Source organism: Acinetobacter sp. B-6 (genome assembly GCF_056930735.1).
Map to the genome: position 1 here is coordinate 148,655 of NZ_JBXPBY010000010.1, position 22,083 is coordinate 170,737.

The 22,083-nt window shown below is 36.1% G+C and carries 19 protein-coding genes; 10 read left to right on the plus strand and 9 right to left on the minus strand.

Features of this window, described 5'->3' with window-relative positions:
* Positions 1 to 7: 7 nt before the first annotated feature.
* The 4 genes from AC1Z3T_RS13675 to AC1Z3T_RS13690 all read left to right on the plus strand — a co-directional run bounded on the left by AC1Z3T_RS13675 (position 8) and on the right by AC1Z3T_RS13690 (position 3,633).
* Positions 8 to 781, plus strand: coding sequence for a glycosyltransferase family 25 protein (locus AC1Z3T_RS13675; RefSeq protein ID WP_100884557.1), 774 nt, complete (start codon positions 8 to 10; stop codon positions 779 to 781).
* A 93-nt stretch (positions 782 to 874) separates the two neighbouring features.
* A complete protein-coding gene (locus tag AC1Z3T_RS13680; RefSeq protein ID WP_042089514.1) occupies positions 875 to 1,669 on the plus strand; it encodes a glycosyltransferase family 25 protein in 795 nt (264 codons plus the stop codon).
* 102 nt (positions 1,670 to 1,771) lie between these two features.
* Entirely contained in the window at positions 1,772 to 2,539 is a 768-nt protein-coding gene (locus AC1Z3T_RS13685) for a glycosyltransferase family 25 protein (protein WP_100884558.1), read from the plus strand.
* An 86-nt stretch (positions 2,540 to 2,625) separates the two neighbouring features.
* Entirely contained in the window at positions 2,626 to 3,633 is a 1,008-nt protein-coding gene (locus AC1Z3T_RS13690) for a capsular polysaccharide synthesis protein (RefSeq protein WP_100884559.1), read from the plus strand.
* Positions 3,634 to 3,647: 14 nt separating this feature from the next.
* Here the strand turns inward: AC1Z3T_RS13690 and AC1Z3T_RS13695 are convergent, their stop codons facing one another.
* From AC1Z3T_RS13695 to AC1Z3T_RS13710, 4 genes are all read right to left on the minus strand, one after another.
* Positions 3,648 to 4,514: a lysophospholipid acyltransferase family protein gene (locus AC1Z3T_RS13695; protein ID WP_483396692.1), complete on the minus strand. Its 867-nt coding sequence runs from the start codon at positions 4,512 to 4,514 to the stop codon at positions 3,648 to 3,650.
* A gap of 10 nt (positions 4,515 to 4,524) precedes the next feature.
* Positions 4,525 to 4,743: a hypothetical protein gene (locus AC1Z3T_RS13700; protein ID WP_005030934.1), complete on the minus strand. Its 219-nt coding sequence runs from the start codon at positions 4,741 to 4,743 to the stop codon at positions 4,525 to 4,527.
* Positions 4,744 to 4,881: 138 nt separating this feature from the next.
* Complete coding sequence (gene aspS, locus AC1Z3T_RS13705) at positions 4,882 to 6,669, minus strand: aspartate--tRNA ligase (protein ID WP_005030933.1); 1,788 nt, start codon at positions 6,667 to 6,669, stop codon at positions 4,882 to 4,884.
* A gap of 249 nt (positions 6,670 to 6,918) precedes the next feature.
* Entirely contained in the window at positions 6,919 to 7,689 is a 771-nt protein-coding gene (locus AC1Z3T_RS13710; protein WP_100884561.1) for a DUF4184 family protein, read from the minus strand.
* A 121-nt stretch (positions 7,690 to 7,810) separates the two neighbouring features.
* On the opposite strand from AC1Z3T_RS13710, the gene AC1Z3T_RS13715 reads away from it, so the two are divergent.
* The 4 genes from AC1Z3T_RS13715 to AC1Z3T_RS13730 all read left to right on the plus strand — a co-directional run bounded on the left by AC1Z3T_RS13715 (position 7,811) and on the right by AC1Z3T_RS13730 (position 14,369).
* Positions 7,811 to 9,070: an O-antigen ligase family protein gene (locus AC1Z3T_RS13715; protein WP_100884562.1), complete on the plus strand. Its 1,260-nt coding sequence runs from the start codon at positions 7,811 to 7,813 to the stop codon at positions 9,068 to 9,070.
* Between the two features lie 111 nt (positions 9,071 to 9,181).
* Positions 9,182 to 11,284, plus strand: a complete 2,103-nt coding sequence (gene znuD, locus AC1Z3T_RS13720; protein WP_100884563.1) for a zinc piracy TonB-dependent receptor ZnuD — start codon at positions 9,182 to 9,184, stop codon at positions 11,282 to 11,284.
* 147 nt (positions 11,285 to 11,431) lie between these two features.
* Positions 11,432 to 12,895 carry a phospholipase D family protein gene (locus tag AC1Z3T_RS13725; RefSeq protein WP_100884564.1) on the plus strand — a complete coding sequence of 488 codons (1,464 nt, stop codon included), beginning with the start codon at positions 11,432 to 11,434 and terminating at the stop codon, positions 12,893 to 12,895.
* A 79-nt stretch (positions 12,896 to 12,974) separates the two neighbouring features.
* Positions 12,975 to 14,369, plus strand: a complete 1,395-nt coding sequence (locus tag AC1Z3T_RS13730) for a tetratricopeptide repeat protein (protein ID WP_100884565.1) — start codon at positions 12,975 to 12,977, stop codon at positions 14,367 to 14,369.
* Between the two features lie 26 nt (positions 14,370 to 14,395).
* Here AC1Z3T_RS13730 and AC1Z3T_RS13735 read toward each other — a convergent pair whose 3' ends face one another.
* The gene (locus tag AC1Z3T_RS13735; RefSeq protein WP_004827813.1) at positions 14,396 to 14,842 is read right to left on the minus strand and encodes a hypothetical protein; all 447 of its coding nucleotides are present in this window, start codon (positions 14,840 to 14,842) and stop codon (positions 14,396 to 14,398) included.
* A gap of 167 nt (positions 14,843 to 15,009) precedes the next feature.
* Between AC1Z3T_RS13735 and AC1Z3T_RS13740 the strand changes: the two genes are divergently transcribed.
* On the plus strand, positions 15,010 to 15,507 hold the full coding sequence (locus AC1Z3T_RS13740; RefSeq protein ID WP_100884566.1) for an RcnB family protein: 498 nt from the start codon (positions 15,010 to 15,012) through the stop codon (positions 15,505 to 15,507).
* Between the two features lie 150 nt (positions 15,508 to 15,657).
* Here AC1Z3T_RS13740 and AC1Z3T_RS13745 read toward each other — a convergent pair whose 3' ends face one another.
* Complete coding sequence (locus AC1Z3T_RS13745) at positions 15,658 to 16,152, minus strand: phosphate-starvation-inducible protein PsiE (RefSeq protein ID WP_005030925.1); 495 nt, start codon at positions 16,150 to 16,152, stop codon at positions 15,658 to 15,660.
* A gap of 354 nt (positions 16,153 to 16,506) precedes the next feature.
* Here AC1Z3T_RS13745 and AC1Z3T_RS13750 point away from each other — a divergent pair, with 354 nt between their 5' ends.
* The gene (locus AC1Z3T_RS13750) at positions 16,507 to 16,851 is read left to right on the plus strand and encodes a hypothetical protein (RefSeq protein ID WP_004827821.1); all 345 of its coding nucleotides are present in this window, start codon (positions 16,507 to 16,509) and stop codon (positions 16,849 to 16,851) included.
* Between the two features lie 64 nt (positions 16,852 to 16,915).
* Here the strand turns inward: AC1Z3T_RS13750 and AC1Z3T_RS13755 are convergent, their stop codons facing one another.
* From AC1Z3T_RS13755 to AC1Z3T_RS13765, 3 genes are all read right to left on the minus strand, one after another.
* Positions 16,916 to 18,697: an acyl-CoA dehydrogenase C-terminal domain-containing protein gene (locus tag AC1Z3T_RS13755; protein ID WP_058967326.1), complete on the minus strand. Its 1,782-nt coding sequence runs from the start codon at positions 18,695 to 18,697 to the stop codon at positions 16,916 to 16,918.
* A 193-nt stretch (positions 18,698 to 18,890) separates the two neighbouring features.
* Complete coding sequence (locus tag AC1Z3T_RS13760) at positions 18,891 to 20,693, minus strand: acyl-CoA dehydrogenase C-terminal domain-containing protein (RefSeq protein WP_010590750.1); 1,803 nt, start codon at positions 20,691 to 20,693, stop codon at positions 18,891 to 18,893.
* Positions 20,694 to 21,452: 759 nt separating this feature from the next.
* The gene (locus AC1Z3T_RS13765) at positions 21,453 to 21,980 is read right to left on the minus strand and encodes a hypothetical protein (RefSeq protein WP_100884567.1); all 528 of its coding nucleotides are present in this window, start codon (positions 21,978 to 21,980) and stop codon (positions 21,453 to 21,455) included.
* Positions 21,981 to 22,083: the final 103 nt, after the last annotated feature.

Consider the following 22,083-nt stretch of genomic DNA (forward strand, 5'->3'; position numbering starts at 1 on the left):
GTAATTTATGAAAAGTTTTGTGATCAGTTTGACGTCAGCAGAAGATCGAAGATCCCATATCAAAGAGCAATTTGGCAACAAAGATATTCCCTTTTCTTTTTTTGATGCAATTGAGCCGATGCAATTAGATCATCAAGCACAGAAAATTGGTTTAGCGATACAGCAAAATAATCTGAGTAAAAATGAGTTGGCATGTTTATATAGCCATATTTCTCTATGGAAAAAAGCTGTAGATGAAAAAATGCAAGCAATCGCCATTTTTGAGGATGATATATATCTAAGTGCAGACGCAGAACTATTTTTAAAAGATTCAAATTGGTTAACTGTTGACATTGTTAAAGTTGAAAAATCTTATAATCATGTAATTTTAGATTTAGAGAAAATACGCGTTTTTAAAAACCAAGATTTTGTACTGAGGAAATTAAAAAAAGCTCATCTTGGTGCTGCGGGTTATATACTTTCTTATAAAGGTGCTGTTGAACTTTTAGATTATATGCACAAGCAAGCGTTTTTTGATCATGTAGATCAACTTATCTTTCGCAAGTATGTTTCAGATGGGGCTTTGGCTATATATCAAGTCAATCCGACTTTGTGTATTCAAGATTATTTATTAAATCCAAATAATCAAAAATTTAAGACGAGCTTGCAATGGCGTGATCAAGTTGTAATTAAACCAACTGGATTGCAAAAAATTTTTAGAGAAATAAGTCGCATATTTATTCAACTTATGGCTATTCCATTTAAAACAAAACTTATATTTACAAAAAGCTCAAAAGAATAGTTTATTTAAAATCAATCAAATAAATTTAATAGCAGTTCTAAAAGTGCTCAATTGTTATATAATCACTTTTGAATATATAGAGATCGTTTTTTTGTGAATTTTGTTATTAGTTTAGATTGTGCGCTTGAAAGGAGAGCACATATCGATTCAGAGTTTAAAAAACATTCAGTATCATTCAGTTTTTTTGATGCTATTACACCTTCTACGATTGTAGAAAGTGCCAAAAGCCTAGGTGTTAAAATAACAAACGCTGGTGTTTTAACACAGGGTGAGATTGCCTGTCTTTTAAGTCATGTCTCCTTATGGGAAAAGATTGTTGAAGAAAATATAGAATATATGGCGATCTTTGAAGACGATATACATTTTGGGGAAAATGTCCAAAGTTTTATCCATGATTTTTTATGGATTCCTAAGAATGTGCATCTCATAAAATTGGAGGCTTTCGATAGAAAGGTCGATCTTTCTTTTTTTCCAAAAGCTAGAGTGAATGATAGAGCATTGTATCAACTTAAAGCTAAGCATTTAGGTGGGGCAGGTTATATTCTATCTAATCAAGCTGCAAAATACTTTCTAGCATCTATACGTAATATGGATGAATTAGTTCCTGTAGATCACATATTGTTTGGTTGTAATGTAAAGTATGTAAAATATAAGACTTATCAAATGGTACCTGCTATTTGTGTCCAAGATTTTTATTTGCATAAAAAATATGATAATTTTCCTAGCCATTTGGAAGATGATCGTGCAATTCGACATGAAGCAGATCGAATAGAGCAATGTAGACAAAAAGCTGCGATGACTATAGGAAGTAAAATTCGAAGAGAAGTTTTCAGATTGCTTTATCAAGTTTGTAAATTGTCAGCATATCGCTCTGTAAAGTTTAAATAAATTTACTTTCTTTTTTTGGAATATTGATATAAAACAAAGCTTATTTAAACCAGAAATATGAATCATTCTGCTTTAATCCATATCTTGTTCCGGATGTAATATATGAATTTTGTTATAAGTTTAGCTTCTGCTAAAGAGCGTAGACTACATATCGTGAATGAGTTTCAAGCTCAAAATATTGAATTTATTTTCTTTGATGCGATTCAACCTGAACAGATTTCTTCGATGGAGGAGAAGTATGGAATTTCACTCATAAATAGTGGTTTGACTGCTGGAGAAAAAGCTTGTTTCTTTAGCCATGTAGAAATATGGAACATAGCTGTTTCTAAAGAAATGAAATATATCGCTATATTTGAAGATGATGTTTTTTTAGCTAAAAAAGCAAGTAGTTTCCTTAAAAATTGGGACTGGATACCTCCAAAAATTAATATTATTAAGTTGGAAATGTTTGAACAATATGTGTTAATGAGTATGAATAAAATACAATTGAAAAATGAAAGATTTTTGAGGGAGTTGAAAGAAAAACATTTAGGTACTGCTGGATATATATTGTCATTCGACGGAGCAAAGAATTATTTAAAATATATAAAAGATAAGAATATTGAATCACCTTTAGATCGATTAATTTTTGAAAATTATTTAAATGATGGATATGAAATTATTTATCAAATGGTTCCTGGATTATCGGCTCAAGCGGATAGAATTGGTAAAAGTGAATTTGAAAGTCAGCTTGAAATTGATCGTAAAAAAAATCAATTAACAAAGGATAAGCATAAACAAAAGCTTAGTTTAGTGCAAAAGCTGAAACGTGAAATTTTGAGGCTTGTTTATCAATTAAGACTAAGATTTTGTAAGATTGGGTTTTATTGATTTAATTTGATGGTTAAGTTTAATTCTAGATCTAAAATATATTTTAGATCTTAGGTGAAGTAGATTTTAAAATGAGTTGAAATTATATGGGCGATATATCAAATATTTTTAATTCAGAAGCTAATTTTAAGAGTAATATTGATAGACTCAGTAAATTTCCATTCCGTATCTTTTATTTTACATTTGTTCCTAAAAGTTTTCGAAAAAAGCTCAACAGAAAAGCAAATATTTTGCAAAAAAAACATGTTGAATTATGTTGGGATATTTTCTTAGACTATTATTTTTCTAATCAATTAGAAAAGTATCAACTAAAAGAGAAAAAGCAATTTAATGATCAAAAAATTATTTGGCAATATTGGGGTCAAGGTATTCAAAGTGATTTACCTCATATTGTTAAATTATGTTTTTCTTCCGTTGATCAATTTAAAGCTGATTATCAAGTAATTAGACTTGATGAAAGTAATATAAAAGATTATTTGGATCTTCCTGATTTTGTTTGGGATAAAAGAAATAATTCTAAATTTAAACATGCCTTTTTTGCAGATCTTATCCGTCTTGCTTTACTCAATGTTTATGGTGGAGTTTGGTTAGATGCAACAATTTTATTAACCGCACCTATTGAAAGTGAAATATTAGATACAGACTACTTTATGTTTCAAAGACATAGGGATACGCCAGAAAAACAGCTTTGGTATGATCGTAATCATGATTATTTTGATTGGTCCGATGAGCAAAATGTGAATGTTTTAAACAGCTTTATTGTTGGAAAAAAAGGCAATGAAGTTTTACAGATTTGTTTAGATGTTTTGCTGAATTTCTGGAGAACACAAGAGAATATTCCTCATTATTTTTTCTTTCAAATTATGTATGATGTTTTAATCAAAGATCGATTTAAATCTCAACAATGTGAAATTATAGATGACACTTTACCTCATTTGTTGCAATTTAAATTAAATGAGCAATTCAGCTCAGTTGAATACAATCAAATTTTACAACAGATAAATATTCATAAAATGAACTATATAGATAAGGTTGTCGAAAACTCATATTATGACTTTTTAACAAAACAGTTTTTGTCCAATGAGAACAGTTAAGTTTATTTAATTTTTTATGGTTTATACAAATTCCGGTCACCCTCTAATTTACGGAAACGTTTATAGCCCCATAAATACTGTTCTGGTGCAACATTAATCATCCGTTCCATTTCTTTATTGAGTGTATCAACAGAAAGTTGTACATCCTTGGAATTAATATCTGGAGACAATGCTGTAAAATGCAAATCAAAACCAGCGTAATCTGCACGACGAATACAGGTGAGTCCAACCACAGAACATTGGGTTTTCGCTGCTAGTTTAGACAGTAAGGTTGATGAAAAAGCCTTTTGTCCAAAAAAGTCCGAATATACACCGCCAGATTCTTTGGGAATATGATCTGGAAGTATGGCTGAAAAGCCACCTTGTTTTAAGTGTTTAAATAAAGCACGTACACCCGTATCATCTGTGGGAACTAATGTTGCATTTAATTGTTGTCTAGACTCTAGCATAAATCGGTCTAGATCTTTATTTTTACTCGGTTTATACATAATGACAGGATGTGTGTGCTGGTTCACCCAAGCATTCATCAATTCCCAATTCCCAAAATGAGGAACAACACCTAAAGTTCCATTAGGATTTTTTAACGCATTGAGAAAAATTTCAGCATTATGCACTTGTTTGATTTGATTTAAGGCAAATTCAGGAGGAGAGCCCCACACTTTGATCGACTCTACATAGGTCATGCACTGACTTTTCAAACTGGCTTTAATCAATGTCTGGCGTTGCTGTTCTTCAAGCGTAGGATAGGCTGCTTGTATATTGATTTCTGTAATTCGTTTTGCTGAGGAGTTACTGATAAATAATAAACTGCCAACCCCTCTCGCAATAGTCTGAATCATGCTTAAAGGCAAACGAGAAAAATTTTTAAGTAAGTTATACATGGATTAGAAATTAATCGCGATCAGCATTGCCTTTTAACACTAAATAAATCAGTGCCACAATAATAAAAAAACCAGCAATAAAACTACTCGCACTGAAATAGAGAATACGTTGGTGGGTGTCTAAGTTAAATAATTGATGGTTAAGAATATAACGCATGAATCCCCATTGAACCACTGAAAATACAATGACAATAATTGTATGACGAAGTACATTGGGACGCATAGCCATTGGTTTTTACCTTAAAATTTAACCTGTATATTATGCCATTTATGAGAATTTATCTCAATTCGAACATCAATAAATAGGATCATACTTAAAAATAAAAAACCCTGTTCAAAAACAGGGTTTTTCATGCTGAATAAAGAATTAAGCTTCTTTGGTTTCAACTTTTGCTTTTTCACGTAAGCGAATACCAAGATCACGTAATTGATTTGGTTCTACTGGTGCTGGTGCTTGTGTAAGTGGACATTCAGCTGTTTTGGTTTTCGGGAATGCAATCACATCACGAATCGAAGATGAACCTGTCATCAACATAACCAAACGGTCAAGGCCAAATGCTAAACCACCATGCGGAGGAGCACCGAATTTTAATGCATTTAATAAGAAGCTAAATTTCTCTTCAGCTTCTTCTTCGCCAATACCTAATGCTTCAAAAATCGCTTTTTGCATTTCTAAAGTATAGATACGAAGTGAACCGCCACCAATTTCAGTACCGTTAAGTACCATATCGTAAGCGACTGAAAGTGCTTGACCAGGATTGTTTTTCACCTCTTCAACACTGGATTTTGGTAGTGTGAACGGGTGATGAACAGAGGTCCATTTACCATCATCAGTTTCTTCAAACATTGGGAAGTCAACCACCCAAAGCGGTGCCCACTCACAAGTCGACATGTTCATGTCATGTCCGATCTTGATACGTAACGCACCCATTGCGTCATTTACGACTTTGGCTTTATCTGCGCCGAAGAATACGATATCACCATTTTCAGCACCAACACGTTTTAATAGATCGAGTACGATTGGCTCGATAAATTTAACGATAGGTGACTGTAGTCCTTCAACACCTTTTTCAAGTTCATTGACTTTAATATATGCCAAACCTTTTGCACCATAGATACCAACAAATTTTGTATATTCGTCAATTTGGCTGCGTGGTAAAGAACCTGCGCCTGGAACTCGTAGTGCAACAATACGACCTTTAGGATCTTTAGCTGGACCTGCAAACACTTTGAACTCAACGTCTTGCATCATGTCGGCAACGTCTACAAGTTTCAAAGGAATACGCAAATCTGGTTTATCTGATGCATAGTCACGCATTGCATCTGCATAAGTCATACGCTGGAATTTATCGAATTTCACGCCAAGAAGTTCATTGAACATCTTCACAGTCATGCCTTCCATCAAATCCATAATATCGTCATCGTTTAAGAACGATGTTTCGATGTCGATTTGAGTGAATTCTGGCTGACGGTCTGCACGTAAGTCTTCGTCACGGAAACACTTAGCGATTTGGTAATAACGATCTACACCGCCAACCATTAACAATTGTTTAAATAATTGTGGTGATTGTGGAAGAGCATAGAAGCTCCCATTTGAAACACGGCTTGGTACTAAATAGTCACGTGCACCTTCTGGAGTAGCACGTGTTAAAATAGGTGTTTCAACATCAAGGAAACCATGTTCGTCTAAGTAGTTACGAATTAATGTTGTTACTTTAGAACGGAAACGTAAGCGATCAATCATCTCTGGACGACGAATATCAAGGAAGCGATATTTCAGACGAATTTCTTCAGAAATGTTGGCATTTTCATCATTCAATGGGAATGGTGGGGTTTCAGATGCAGCAAGAACTTCGATTTCTTTACCTAAAACTTCAATTTGACCGCTCACCATATTGGCATTTTCAGTACCTTCGTAACGACGACGTACACGACCAACTATTTTTAATACATATTCTGAACGTGCTTTATCAGCGGTTGAAAATGCTTCTGGTGTATCAGGATCAATGACCACTTGAACGAGACCATCACGATCACGCATATCAAGGAAAATTACACCACCGTGATCACGACGACGATGTACCCAACCACACAGGGTTACAGTTTGGTCAATTTGAGCTTCGGTTAAAGAACCGCAATAATGAGTTCGCATCATAGCGTTAGAAATCCAACTATATGGGTTAAGGAAGCGAATACGTAAACAGCGCATCGCCTAAAAATGTAATGTGAGATTATGCCTCTTTGGGCGATGAGTCACAAGGACTTGTGCTAAAAACTACAACATTGCCTGATGAATTTAAGCCAATTTGTGTGAAATTTTGCTGACTCAACCTGCAAAGTTTAAACGAAAGTATTTAGTGTCTATTGACAATGCAAGCATGTATTTGTGACGTGTCAACAGACTCTAAACTGAGTCAAAATATTTTTTATGCTTTAAATAAAGAAAAAGACAACAGCCTAAGCTAAAGCAGATCATGGAAGCTTGAGTAAAAACTTTCATAAAGAAACCAATCAGTACATAAAGATCTGTTTGTTGGGGAATTATGCCACTTTCATTTGCTGTATGAATGTAATAAAGACAGCCACTAAAGAAAGAAATTGCAAATAAAGATAGACAGAAAATGAATACTTTGCGGTTAAGTGGTTCAGAACTTCTATATTTAAAAAAATAGTGGAGTCCCATCCAGAATAAGAATGGCAAAGCAACAACTGAACAACCGATTTGTAGGACTTTATGCATTGGGTACACATGGTCAAAGATTGAGACAGATTGTGCTAAAAAGTCGTTAAAAGCAAAAGTTCTAAAATCTAAATGTGTTAAACCATCCCAAATAATATGGGTAGCTGTACCTAATATAATCGCCAATATCATCCAGAATAAAAATTTAAAAAAACTTAAAGCTGAATGGATGTTGAGTGGCTTAGAAAGCCCCAAAAACCTAAACAATAAGGGGCGATACAGTACATACCACAATAGGCAAAATAACAATCCAACATACAAATCTGGATAAATTAGACCTTTAAACTGATGATTTAAATGGATTTCAGTTTGTACTAGCACACGATATAAATCAGGCGTCATTGTGCCAATTGCGAGCGCTGCGATCGGTAAACGATTACCTGAAAGTTTAGACAGTGGTGGCGCTAAAACAGCATGAGACAGTGTAAAAGGCATTGAAAATAGGTGGTTAAAACTTATGGTGAAAAATTATTGGTTAATTTCATGTGTCTATCAATGAATTAAATGTAATTTCAAAGTAGAATATTACAAAAAATTGTGTAGATCTAAAGTGTCAATGTTAGAAAGTTATTATTTAATGATAAAAGATAAGAAACTTATTTTTTTAATTTCGATTCTTTTTTTCACTGTATTTTTTCATTATATTTTTAATGATAATTTTAGTCATTGGAATATTTCTATCGCCTTTATTTTGATTTTTATTTATTTTTTTATAAAAGGCAGGGTGATAAAACCAAATTTTTACCTTATCGCATTTTGCTGTATAGGCTCAATCAGTGTCACATTGTTAAATCATTTACTTTTTCGACTCGATTCAGTTCCTGAAAATTTATTAAGTACTTATAAGAAAATTACCAATCAGTATATTTGGTTTATTCCATTTATTTTTTTACCCACAATTTATTATAAAAGTCACTTTAATGCTGAATATTTTTATCGGATATTATTTCTTGTTATTTTATTTTTGACACCATACTTATTGTATTGGGGGATAATGTTAGAGTTTGATCGAGGTCTTTTTAGCATCTTTTTTAATCCAGTGATTAGTTATGACATCGGCTTTATTTCTCTTACAATATTGTTGCTCTGTTATTCATTTTATTCAAAGGGTAAACAATCCTATTTATATTTAATTACCAGTTTACTCTGCATGTTTCTTTTAATCCTTCATGGTACTCGAGGTGCGTGGGTTGGGCTACTTTTTGTCTTTGCTTTCTTAGTTGTTTTTTATGCTAAGACGGAACTTAAAAAAATTATTTTAATGTTGAGCTTAGTGGTTAGTTTTTTGGGGATTAATATGATTATTCCAAACTCGCCATTACTGCAAAGGGTTGAGAATTTTCAATCAGATTCACTTAATATTCGAAATAATAACTATCAAAATAGCTCAGGAATTAGGTTGTTTCTTTGGGGAAATTCAATTGAAATGTTTAAATCCAAGCCCTTCACTGGAATTGGAATGTACGACATTGAAGCTGAAAATTGTCGTCTCTATGAACGTGGTGATTTACCTCATTGTTTTCAGCACATGCATAGTATCTATTTTCATGAATTGGCTGCCAATGGTTTGGTTGGATTGATTGGTTTATTGATGACTTTCTTGGTGGCTTTGATTTATTTTATAAAGAATATTTTTGTTAAAGATGGATTAATAAAAAATTTAGCAATTACGGGTGCATTATTTGTAATTTATTATATGTGTAGTGGGTTGACCGAGTATTATTTATTTTTTCAAAATACCACCTATGTTTTTTACTGGATCGTAGCCTCACTTATGAGCTTTATCTATATTCATAAGTTTATGAAAGTAAATTAAATTTAGCATTCACATAAAGGAAATCGGTTTTGATTTCCTTTTTTTATTGCAAAAATATTGAAATGTTATAATATAACATAAATTCAAAACATCGAGCTTCGAGAGCACCTCATGTCTTTTTCTAAAAGCGTACTGACACTTTCAATAACAGCGATCATTTCGACCTCTATTTGGGCAGAAGATCAGACCAATACAGAGAAAAATCCACAACAATTAGAAACCATTACAGTTGTTGGTCATCCACTGGTTCCTTCTAGCCAAGATTTTGGTGCTGCAGATGAAACTGTTTCACGTGAAAAATTACAACAATCAGGAACAACTTTGGGGGAAGCGCTGAAAGATGAGTTAGGGGTTTACTCTAATACATTTGGTACAGGTTCGAGCCGTCCAGTCATTCGAGGTCAGGAAGGGGCTCGTGTAAAAGTTACACAAAATGCGACAGAAACGATGGATGTTTCTAGTTTATCGCCAGACCATGCTGTCACTGTAGATCCACAGCTTGCACAAAAAGTAGAAATTGTTCGTGGACCGTCCACATTACTTTATGGTGCAGGTTCAGTCGGTGGTTTAGTCAATGTGATTGATAGCAAAATCCCAACTGCAATGCCTGAAAATGGTTATGAAGGGAATGTGGGACTTCGTTATAACACAGGCAATGATGAAAAAATGGCACATGCAGGCGTCACCGTTGGACTGGGTTCAAATGTGGCTTTGCGAGTTGAAGGATTAAAACGTGATGCGAATGATTACATTACGCCAGACTATATGGTCACAGAAGAGCATGGTGATCACGCACATACAACGAAAGAACGTCGTGTAGGCAATACTTTCTCAGAATCGGATAATGTCAACGTCGGTTTGTCATGGATTGGTGAGCGTGGTTTCGCCGGAATTTCTTATAGTAATCGTAAAGATCAGTATGGTTTGCCTGGACACAGTCATGAGTATGAGTCATGCCATTTGCATGGTTTATCATTACATTGTGGTGCGCATGATGATGGAAATGACGATGATCATGCTGGACATGATCATGGTGAAGAGGGTCATGATCATGCAGAAGCCGGTCCATGGATTGATATGAAAACGGATCGTTATGATTTCCGTTCTGAGTTAAATGAGCCATTTGCGGGCTTCAAGAAACTCAGAGCGCAGGCAAGTTATACAGACTACAAGCATGATGAAATTGAAGATGGTACGCCAATGACAACGTTCAAGAGCAAAGGCTATGAAGGTCGTGTCGAACTGGTACATAATCCCGTTGCTGCATGGGAAGGTGTTTGGGGTGTACAAGCAAGCCAACAAAAGCTAGATATTACTGGAGAAGAAGCTGTTCTTGCTCCAAATAAGACACAAAAATATAGCCTGTTTGGCTTAGAACACCGTCAAATTGGTGATTTCCATGTTGAATTGGGTACCCGTTTTGATCACCAAACTGTCGATGTCGATTCTGAACAAAAAGATTTCGATGGAAATGCATTCTCATATTCAGGTGCTGTAAATTGGGCTTTCTCACCGAATTACACGCTCTCTTTAACTGGTTCTCATCAAGAACGGTTACCTTTGGCGCAAGAGCTTTATGCGAATGGTAAACATTATGCAACCAATACATATGAATTGGGCAATGAAAACCTAAATAAAGAAAAGTCAAACAACGTTGAACTCGGATTACATTTTGACAATGACAAGCTCAGCTATCATGTGCATGTATACCACAATTGGTTTGACAACTATATTTATGCCAAAACGCTAGATCAATATGAAAACTTCCGTTTAATTAAATATAGCCAAGACAAAGCCAAGTTCTACGGTACTGAAGGTGAAGTTGCATATCAATGGAATGAAGTCTATAACACCAGTTTGTTTGGTGATTATGTTCGTGGCAAAATCGAAGATGAAAATGCTCCACGTGTTCCAGCAGGGCGTTTAGGTGCACGTGTAAATGCTGAGTTTGACGATCATTGGTCTGGCTCTGCTGAATATTCGCATGTATTTAACCAAGACAAATTTGCGTCTTATGAGCAAGAGACCAAAGGTTATAATATGGTGAATGTCGGATTGGCTTATAAATACCCAATGTCAAATCAGCAAGAAGCAAAAATATTCTTTAAAGCAAACAATCTGTTAGATGAGAAAGTATATAATCACACTTCTTTCTTAGCGAACATTCCACAAATTGGACGTAACTTTGTGATTGGAATGGACTATAAGTTCTAAGTTATTTATTCTCATTCACCAAATCGTTATTGAAAAATAAAGGAATTCGACCTAGGCTCTAAGGGTCTGTTCATGATTGATCAATCTTTACTTAAACGTAAGTGATTGATCACTTGTACAGACCTTGAATTAGTCTAGGTCTTTTTTATGCGTATCTTTAATAGAATTCACAGCAAGCTGAATTGGTCAAAACGCCGCTATTTCGGCATTATTTTGAGTGTGTTGGCTTTGGGTTATCTCGCATCAGCGATTTACCACACCTATAAACCAATGCCGAAAGGTTTAAATTTTACTGGACCTTTGCGTCATGCAGATGTGAAATTCATTGCCGATGAAACCTATATTGATGCGCAGGGTAAACAACAACTTGATCAGCATATTTTTGATCAAGTCTTACAATTGATTAAACAAGCAAAAACCACCATTGTCATAGATATGTTTTTGTTTAATAGCGAAGTAGGTGAATCAAAAGTTCAGCAACGTACATTAACTCAACAGTTGACACAAGCTTTAGTCAATCAGAAAGTTGTGAATCCAGCATTGGAAATTAAGTTTATTACTGATCCAATTAATTCGGTGTATGGTGGTATTCAACCTGAACAATATCGGCAATTACGCTTGGGTGGAATTGAGGTCATCGAAACCAATTTAACGCCATTACGAGCTTCGAATCCAGCATGGTCTGGGATTTGGTATCTGTGCTGTCAGGATATTGGAAATAATCCTGAAAAAGGATGGTTGAACAATCCTTTTGGTAAAGAAAAAATCACCGTACGTAGTTATTTAAACTTATTTAATTTTAAGGCCAATCATCGTAAAACCATAGTCGTGGATACGGATGAAGGCTGGAAAACGCTAGTCACTTCTGCCAACCCGCATGATGGAAGCTCTCGCCATTCCAATGTTGCTTTGTTGGTTAATGGTGCGATCGCAACAGATCTTTTGACATCAGAACAAGCTGTTGCGCATTTATCTGGTGCAGATACACCGTTTATTGTTTTTGGGAAATTGCCAGAAAACCCAAATGCTCCGCAAGTGCAAGTGCTGACTGAAAAAGCGATTTATGAGGCAGTTTTAAACATGCTGGCATCTGCAAAAGCCAATGATCAAATTGACTTAGCGATGTTTTATTTATCTGAGCGCAAGATTGTTCAAGCATTGATTGCTGCAAAACAACGTGGGGTAAAATTAAGAATTTTACTCGACCCCAATAAAGACGCTTTTGGTCGTCAGAAAAATGGTATTCCAAATCGACAGGTTGCTTCAGAATTACATAATGAAGGTATTGATGTCCGTTGGTGTAATACACAAGGCGAGCAATGCCATAGTAAGATGATTGTAAAACGCAACGCACAATCAGTAGAGTTGATTTTAGGTTCAGCCAATTTTACCGCACGTAATTTGAAAAACTATAATTTAGAAACCGATTTACGGGTCTTAGGCAATCCACAGCAGCAAGTATTTATTGATGCTGAACAGTATTTTAATACAGCTTGGTCAAATCTCAATGGTCGTCAAATGAGTGTGGATTACAGCAAATATGCGGATGATTCGAAACTGAAATATGGAGTTTACCGATTTATGGAGTGGAGTGGTTTATCCACCTTTTAAAAAAATATGTACCGAAATGAATGGTTTTCGGTACATAATCCCCAGCTGAGTATATTTTAATAACAAAGCTGAGCTTTTTATGAGAACTTTACAAACTTCATTTTTAAAATCCTTTTTTACATTCAGTCTTATTATTTCACCATTGAGTTTTGCTGAAAATCCTTTATTAACTCAAGCAAAAATATTGCAAACAGGTAGCCCAACCGTTTTAATCAATACGGATAAAGCAATTCAGTTACTTCAACAGGCATCCGATCAAGGAGACGCAGAAGCTTACTTTTTACTTGCGAAGTATTATTCTAATTCAGCAGATTATCGGTTTTTACCTGAAAATAATCATTTATATAAAAAATTACGCTTAGAAGCTGCACAGCGTGGAAATTTTGATGCCTATTTATCATTGGATTTAGAAGCAGAAGTGGCTGAAGGCTTTGGTATTTCTAGCGATATTAAGCAAAATTTATTAAAAATTCGCCCGAAAATTTTACAACTTGCTGAACAAGGTGATACAGGTGCAATGCGTACTTTAGTTTATGCATTAGATAATGATGCTGACGGGTATAGTGATGAACAGTGTCAGTGGTTATTTCAGGCAGTCCAAAAAGGAGACATATTAAAAGCTGGAGCACTGATTCAAAATTGTCCAGAGAAAATATTAAAAAGATTGGGGGCAAAGACTAAACAAGACTATGCAAGAGCCTATAAAGACAGTGATTTAGCTTATTTTAAAATGCTTCAGCAACGTTCTAATCAAGGCGATATTGATGCAAAAATCAAATTACTTGATGATTATGCTTCAGACTCATATTTATCAGACAAGGAGATTAAGCAACTAGAAAATTCAATTTTAGCACACTATGAAAAACAAGCTGCCAAAGGGGCAAGTGATGCGTATTTGATGCTCGCATTAAAAAAAGACACAGATAAAGATAAGCAAGATTTGTATAGCAAAGCGGCTTTACTCAATAATCATGTTGCATTAACCGAGCTTGGATCTGATTATTTATTGGTGAATGATGAAGATCAAAAAGATATTCACAAGGGATTAGATTATTTAAAGAAAGCGGCTGCCCAAAACGATCCTGAAGCAATAAATTACCTTGGTGTTTGGTATTTCAATGAAGAAAATGAAGATTATGATGAAGTGCTTGCCCAAAAATATTTTAAGCAGGCTGCGGAATTAGGATCAGTCAATGCAATGGATAATCTTGCGCGTATTATGGATCAGCCTGAGGATTATCGTTGGGCGGTTTTAGCTTATGAAAATGGATCATCTGAGGAAGATACGCAAAGCAAAGCTTTAGAGGCGTATCAAACAGGTAAGGGAACAACGAAAGACCCCGTTAAAGCGAGAAAGCTTAAAACCTATATTCAGATGCGTGCGCAATTCAATAATAACCTCAGCGGTCTGATGAAAAGTTTGAATAATGACAGTGAGCAAGCTGAAACCGAATCTAAGAACCGAAAAAGATAAATTCGGTTCTTAGAATTTTACACAGATTATGGATTTGGCGGAATAATCTGATCCAAATCCTGATCAGAGACTTGATCCAACTCATGTAAATCGGTCTTTATTTTCCATTTTTCAAGGTCGTCTACCGGCTTGGGTAAACGTGCTTCTAACCAATCACAGACCACATCTGGGGAAAAGTCTGGATGATTACATTGAATGACCCAGGCTAAAAACTGCTTTGCTTCACCATTCATATAGGGTGGTGGAGAAACAGGTAGAAACTGAGTAGGAAGCCGTTCATTTTTAGAAATGTAATTTAAAACATGACCCAGTTCTTGTACAGTTTGCCATGCGAGTGGATGGTCAATATTGATTTGAAACTTGAACCACCAAGCTTGTTTACCATCTGAACCATAGCTATCAATAAATGCTTCTTGCACACTTGGGACTTTGCAAAAAAATTGATGTAAACGGTCAAAGCTCAGTTCAGCCACAATACAACACTCATCAGATTAAAATCATATTTTATCAGATTGATGTCAGAATTTGCCCAAGTTGATGTATAAACAATTAAACAAGATAAATAATGCTTGTTATTTATCCATAATTTCTCTGGAATGATGTATTAAAATAATCTATCTGCTGAACTTTGGAGGTTGAAATGAAACAGATACTCAGTTTAAGTGTCTTGATGTTGATGCTTTCAGGTGTTTCGGCAACGACATGGGCAGATGGTAAAGATTGGGGCAACTATCGCAGTGTTGAACGCCCTCAAAAGAGATATCCGACCACGACGTACAAATACACAGATCAATATGGTCGACAAATGACGCAGGAAATTCCTGTCCGTCCACAACACCCACGACCATATCCATCTTATCCAAGCTATCCAAATCGACCTTATCCTCATTCAAATCAACCCTATCCAAATTATCCACCACAAAATGGTGTGACGATTATTTATAACCATCAGTTTCCAACACGAACGGAGTATTCAGGCAATAGTTATGGTTATGTGAATGGAGAGGGTGGTCAGATTGAAAGCTCGCATTACACTTTAATTAGTGATTGGCGTCGTTATGGTTTACCTGATCCCCAGGTTGGAATGCATTGGATTTTTGAAAGTGGACGTTATTTACAAGTGCCGAATGACCGTTAATTCTGTTTACTATGGATTATGTTTGGAAATGAAATGTGAACACACTAATCTAAACATGATTGCAGCCTTCTTTGGCGATGTGAATCAAATTTGATGTTGATTTCACAACGCTGAAGGTTTTATTTCAGATATAGATAAAGAAATTTGATGTTAGGCTAACTCATCATCTTCTGGTCGTGGCGTTTTTCCATGTGCCAATGGTTTTTCACTATGTTTATCTCGAATCACAGAGGGATAAGTCCAAGATGCATAACGTACAATCAAGATTGCAATTGCCAAAATTAAAACTGAACCTGTAATAATCACCAAATCAATATCCGCTTTATGGTCATGTTGGATATCTGAAATCAATAATCGAGTCAGTGCTGTAATCGCGATATAAATTAAAAAACGTACAGGCATATGATTGGTTTTAAAGTAAATCCCCACCATTGCCCCTAATTCTAGGTAAATAAATAAGAGTAAAATATCATCAATGCTGGCGTATTGTTTTACAGTCAAAATTTCGATGATGGTATGCACTGCGGACCATGCAATCATACAACCGATGATAAATAGGGCAATATAGTGAAAAGCTTCTACGGCAATATTGCCTAATTTATCGAGGAGGTTTTCTATTTTTTCTATACGTGGATCTTTGTTCATAACTTCCTCCATTTCTATGTTGTATTGTGAATTAAACATCATGCAAATTTCATGCACATGAAAGTTATATTTATTTTTTTTTATCTTGGATTTGTTTCAGCAACTTAAAGAGTAGGATCTATGATTACAAGTTGAAAATAAAATTCACGTGATCAGCTATTTGATAAAATCGTCTTTCACTATAAATTCAATCAAAATAAAACAAACTTTTCACTATGGTGGAATCAGTGAAAATTCTTGTATCGTCTCTATACAAGATAAACCAATAGTGTAAAGTCATTAATATTCAGTCATGTTAGATTGTGATGTCGATAATTTTTTAAATTAAATTTTAATGATCAACGGATAGAAAAGATGAAAATAACCCGCATAGTTGCATGTTTCAATATTCTATTATTTAGCCAGTTTTCGAGTGCTGATACGATCAAAGTCCCTACAGTTGCAGAAGCAAAACAAGCCACAGCTGAGTTGTTGGGAACAGAAATCGGCGCAATGATTTCAGAAATAAAATTAGGTACATGTATTCCTGCTGTAAATCCGACACATCCAGAACAAATTGCATGTACGATTTCAGTCAAGTTAGGCGCTGCAACCAATGAAACACAATCTGATTTTTACCAAGACAAAGGTAAATGGGTTGCAATGCCTAGCGAGTCTCAGGATAAATTACCATTTCCAGATCCAAAACTACTTGAATGAATGATCAATGAAAAACGCCCGATGAATCGGGCGTTTTGATTACTGGCTTCAATTCATTTTGAACTTAAGCTTGCGTCGTAAAATAGTCTTCACTGAAGTTCATTAATACTTCTGCACCTGCTTTGATTTTTGCAATACGTGCATGTAAATCAGGCAAAATACGTTGAATGAAGTAATGCGTTAATGCCAATTTATCTTGGTAGAACTGACCATCTTTATTTTTTGCAGCATTGGCAATGCGTGCAAACATATAGCTAAAGCTTAACAAGCCTACAGCGTGTAGATAGTCCACAGCAGCAGCATTAGCGAAATCTGCATTTTCTTTGGCACGTTCTAAAATGTGCTGAGTGATCATGTCCACTTCAGTCGCAACGTCTAAGGTTGCATCTTTGATGAAGTTAAGATCTGTGTCTAAATCATTAGCGAAATCACGGATTTCAGCAATATATTCGGCAATAAATTCGCCATTGCATTTAATGGTTTTACGACCGATCAAATCTTGTGATTGTACGCCGTTTGTACCTTCATAGATTTGGGCAATACGTAAATCACGTACGCATTGTTCCATGCCCCATTCACGAATGAATCCGTGACCACCGAAAACCATTTGCGCATCAATTACTGCATCAAAAGCAGTATCAGTTAAATAGGCTTTCGCAATTGGGGTTAATAGTGCAACTCGATTATTGGCTTTTGCTATCGCTTCGGCATCAGTAGAAAACTTAGTAATGTCGAGTTGTTGCCCAACATATACAGCAAAGGCACGAGATGCTTCATTATTGGCACGTGCATTCAATAACATGCGACGTACATCACCATGAACAAGGATGCTGTCTGCCGGTTTGTTTGGAGATTGAACACCATTTGCGCTGCGACCTTGCAGACGATCAGTCGCATATTGAGCTGCATTTTGATAAGCGTATTCAGAAGCACCAAGACCTTGAATACCCATCGACAGACGTTCGTAATTCATCATCACGAACATTGCAGCTAAACCTTCGTTTTCTTTACCAACCAAGTAACCTTTGGCAGCGTCAAAGTTCATGACACATGTTGCAGAGGCTTTGATTCCCATTTTGTGCTCAATTGAACCAGGACCAGCTGTATTGCGTTCACCCAATGAACCGTCGGCATTGACAATAAATTTAGGTACGATAAACAGCGAAATGCCACGTGAACCTGCTGGAGCATTCGGTGTTTTTGCTAAAACAAGGTGAATGATATTTTCAGCTAAATCATGGTCACCACCAGTAATAAAGATTTTCGTACCCGTAATGTTGTACGAACCATCTTCATTTGGTTCGGCTTTAGTTTTGATGATCCCTAAATCCGTACCTGCATGTGGTTCAGTTAGACACATGGTGCCAGACCATTCACCTGAATAAATTTTAGGTAAGTAGGTTTCTTTTTGCTCTTGAGAGGCATAGCTGTTTAACGCCATACCAGCACCCACAGAAAGAAGCGGGTAGAGCATGAAAGAAGGGTTGGTTGCAAATAGCATTTCGTCTGCAAGGACAGTCAGCATTTTCGGCATTGCCTGACCGCCCCATTCTTCATCTGCGCCTAAACCGATCCAACCACCTTCAGCGTATTGTTGGAAAGCTTCTTTAAAGCCAGCAGGTGTCGTTACTTTGCCATTTTCATAATGTGCGCCTTCTTCGTCACCAGTACGGTTGAGTGGAAGCGTAACATTTTGAGCAAATTTAGCCATTTCTTCTAAAATCGCTTCAGCCGTTGCTGCATCAACATGTGCAAGCTTTTCATTGGCTTGCCAGAATTGTTCTGCATTGAAAACGTCATTCAGAATGAATTTCATATCTGCAAGTGGCGCATTATAAATTGGCATGTTCGTTCACCTGTTTATTGTTTGAATCTGTAGACTCAGACCAGTCTAATCAACAATGATGAATGTTGTTAAATGATCTAAGTAAAATTACGGTCTATTTATAAAGAAAAAGGACTGCCAAAGCTATGACCGTCCTTTTTCTATTTCTGCACTCTTGAGTACAGTTTTTTAAATGTCTAATTCGACATTCTATTTAGAATGCAAAATCTTCAGCATCTAATGACATCAAAGGATCTAAGCCACCTGCAATCACATCTACATGTGAGCGAACACGTGGAAGAATCTTTTTGAAGTAGAAACGAGCAGTCTTGATTTTTGCGTTGTAGAAGCCAGTTTCGGTAGAACCTTCAGCTAATTTCTGTTGAGCAACAAGCGCCATGCGCGCCCACAAGAATGCAAGTGTTACATAGCCAGAGAAGTATAAGTAATCTACTGCTGCAGCACCCACTTCATCAGGGTTTTGCATAGCTTTCATACCGATCTGCATGGTTAAATCACCCCACTCTTTGTTCAGAGCAGCCAATGGTTCAACAAATTCTTTTAGATCAGCATTGTCTTTGTTTGCTTCTGCAAACTTATGGATAATCTTGGTGAAGTCTTTCAACATTGCACCTTGAGTTCCCAATACTTTACGACCTAGCAAATCAAGTGCTTGGATTTCAGTCGTCCCTTCGTATAAGCAAGAGATACGTGTATCACGTACAATTTGCTCCATACCGTGTTCAGAAATAAAGCCGTGACCACCAAAGACTTGCACACCATGTTTCGCTGACTCTGAACCTGTTTCAGTTAAGAATGCTTTTGCAATTGGTGTTAATAAAGACAAGATGTTGTCAGCGAATTTACGATCTTCTTCAGTAACGCCTTGTTCAACGATATCTGCATATTGAGACAAGAAGTAAACCAGTGCACGACCGCCTTCAGCAAATGCTTTTTGCGTCATGAGCATGTTCCGTACAGCAGGGTGAACGATGATTGGATCTGCTTCTTTCTCTGGTGATTTTGGACCAGAAAGTGAACGCATTGCTAAACGGTCTTTGGCATAGGCAAGTGCGCCTTGGAAAGATGATTCAGATGCTGTTAAACCTTGAACCGCTGTACCGATACGTGCAGTGTTCATAAACGTGAACATGCAGTGTAGACCTTTATTTTCTGGTCCAATCAAGAAGCCTTTCGCATTATCAAAGTTGATTACACATGTGGCATTACCATGGATACCCATTTTGTGTTCAATTGAACCACAACGAACGCCATTACGGTCTGCAATAGAGCCATCCGCATTGACATTGAATTTTGGTACGATGAATAATGAAATTCCTTTGGTGCCTTTAGGAGCGCCTGGTAAACGAGCAAGAACAATGTGAACAATGTTCTCAGCCATATCATGCTCACCAGCTGAAATGAAGATTTTCTCGCCAGAAATTGCATAACTACCATCTGCTTGTGGTTCAGCTTTAGAGCGGATGATACCAAGGTCAGAACCTGCATGAGATTCTGTTAGACACATTGTACCTGTCCATTCACCTGAAACCAGTTTAGGCAAATACGTTGCTTTTTGTTCAGCAGAACCATGGTGTTCGATGGTACGAACCGCACCATGAGAAAGACCAGGATACATGCCCCACGCCCAGTTTGCTGAACCTACCATTTCTGAAATAGCTGTTGCTAATGAGCCTGGTAAGCCTTGACCACCATGTTCTTCAGGAACTGAAAGAGAAGGGAAACCGAGTTCTACATATTTGTCATAAGCTGCTTTGAAGCCTGTTGGTGTAGTCACAACACCATCATCCCATTTACAGCCTTCACGATCACCGATCTGGTTTAAAGGAGAAAGTTCGTTTTCACAGAAATCCGCGCCAGCTTCTAAATACTGATCAATCAATTCACGGCTTACGGTTTCTTGGAACGCAGGGAGTTTAGCGTAATGTTCTTCTGCATTTAATAATTCATGCAAAACGAAGTGCATATCACGTAAGGGTGCTTTGTATTGTGGCATATCGGTTTCCTCAATACTGGTTAAACCAGATTTATAATCTTCATAAATACGATGTGTGTCTTCTATGACACATATTTGTTCTGCTACATCGTGCAACATCTTATAGTGACGTACAAGTATTTCATGGTTATTTCTCTGTGACTGTAAAGTCAAAGAAAAATAGCTTGAAACTTGTAAGTGCATTGAGTGTAAACAGTTTTCATTAAAAAATAAGGATACAAATAGTCAAAATCGTAAAAAGTTGTGTCCAATAAAATGACTGTAAAAGTAGGTACTATCGGATCAAGGTTGGCTACAAAATAACTAAACTATTCAAGTGATGAAGAGTTTTATAAAAAACGGTGTTTTATGCTGATTTTGTGATGAGAACAAGCCATTACATTTACTCTCTGATGTTACGCAGTAACTCTAAAATTAAATTTTGGAGCGAGAAGAATGTGGGGACGCGGAAACGTCATCCGCAATTGCTTGAGGCAGGACTCCTTCTAATAAGTAAAGTTTCTGCGAAACTTTGAATATTTTGACGATAGTGAACGAGTTCTGCGGTGAGCAGCGATGTCGCTGCGCAAGATAGTTGCCTTTGCGGAGCTTTGCTCCTCATGCCAAAACAAAAGTACCTCGAGCCGAAGGCTATTCCATAAATTTAAACTTCGGATGTAAGACTCCGTCGTGTAAATTTAGCTTTTTCTTTTTCACCTACTTAATTTCAATCAAGTTCGTAACATCAGTTACTCATAGAATTTTTAAAATAGTTGAGCATTATTTAGATCTTTTAGCCCAGAGTTGTTCTACAATTTCTTCAGTTGAATATTCAAAGTATTTACCATTCTGATCTTTATTACGCTGAAATAGGCGATGATGAAAATATTTAAAATTGAGTTTTAAAAAATTATAGAAATAACCACCCGGAAAGACGGTGCGAATATAAAAAGAATGAATAAAATTATTTTTATGTTGAGCAGTAAAATCTGATTTTTTAATACGTTGTACAATTTCAGTTAGTTCTTGTTTTGAAATATCCTTAATGATTTTAGGCTCGGGTAGGCAAATATCAAAGCTTAAGTTTTCAATTCCTTCGGCTTCCCACCACTCCCAGAGATCATATTGGTTGATATCTTTAAGGGTGATTTGTGTAAGTTTTTCACTGAGTTTTTGATATTCCACGGAGTCTTCATCACCGAATTCATCACAAAAGCGGGTGTAATTTGCAATTAATTCGAGCACAGTCGGATAAAGTTGTTGTGCCGTTTCGAAGTCGGGTTCTATTTCTATACGTAATTTATTCATGGCTTAGTATTTTATCGTATAAAACAAGGAACTAAAAAATCATCAACCTATCGGAGTCGCTTAGTCTATCATCAGGGCTTATCGTGTCCTCTCTTTTAGATCA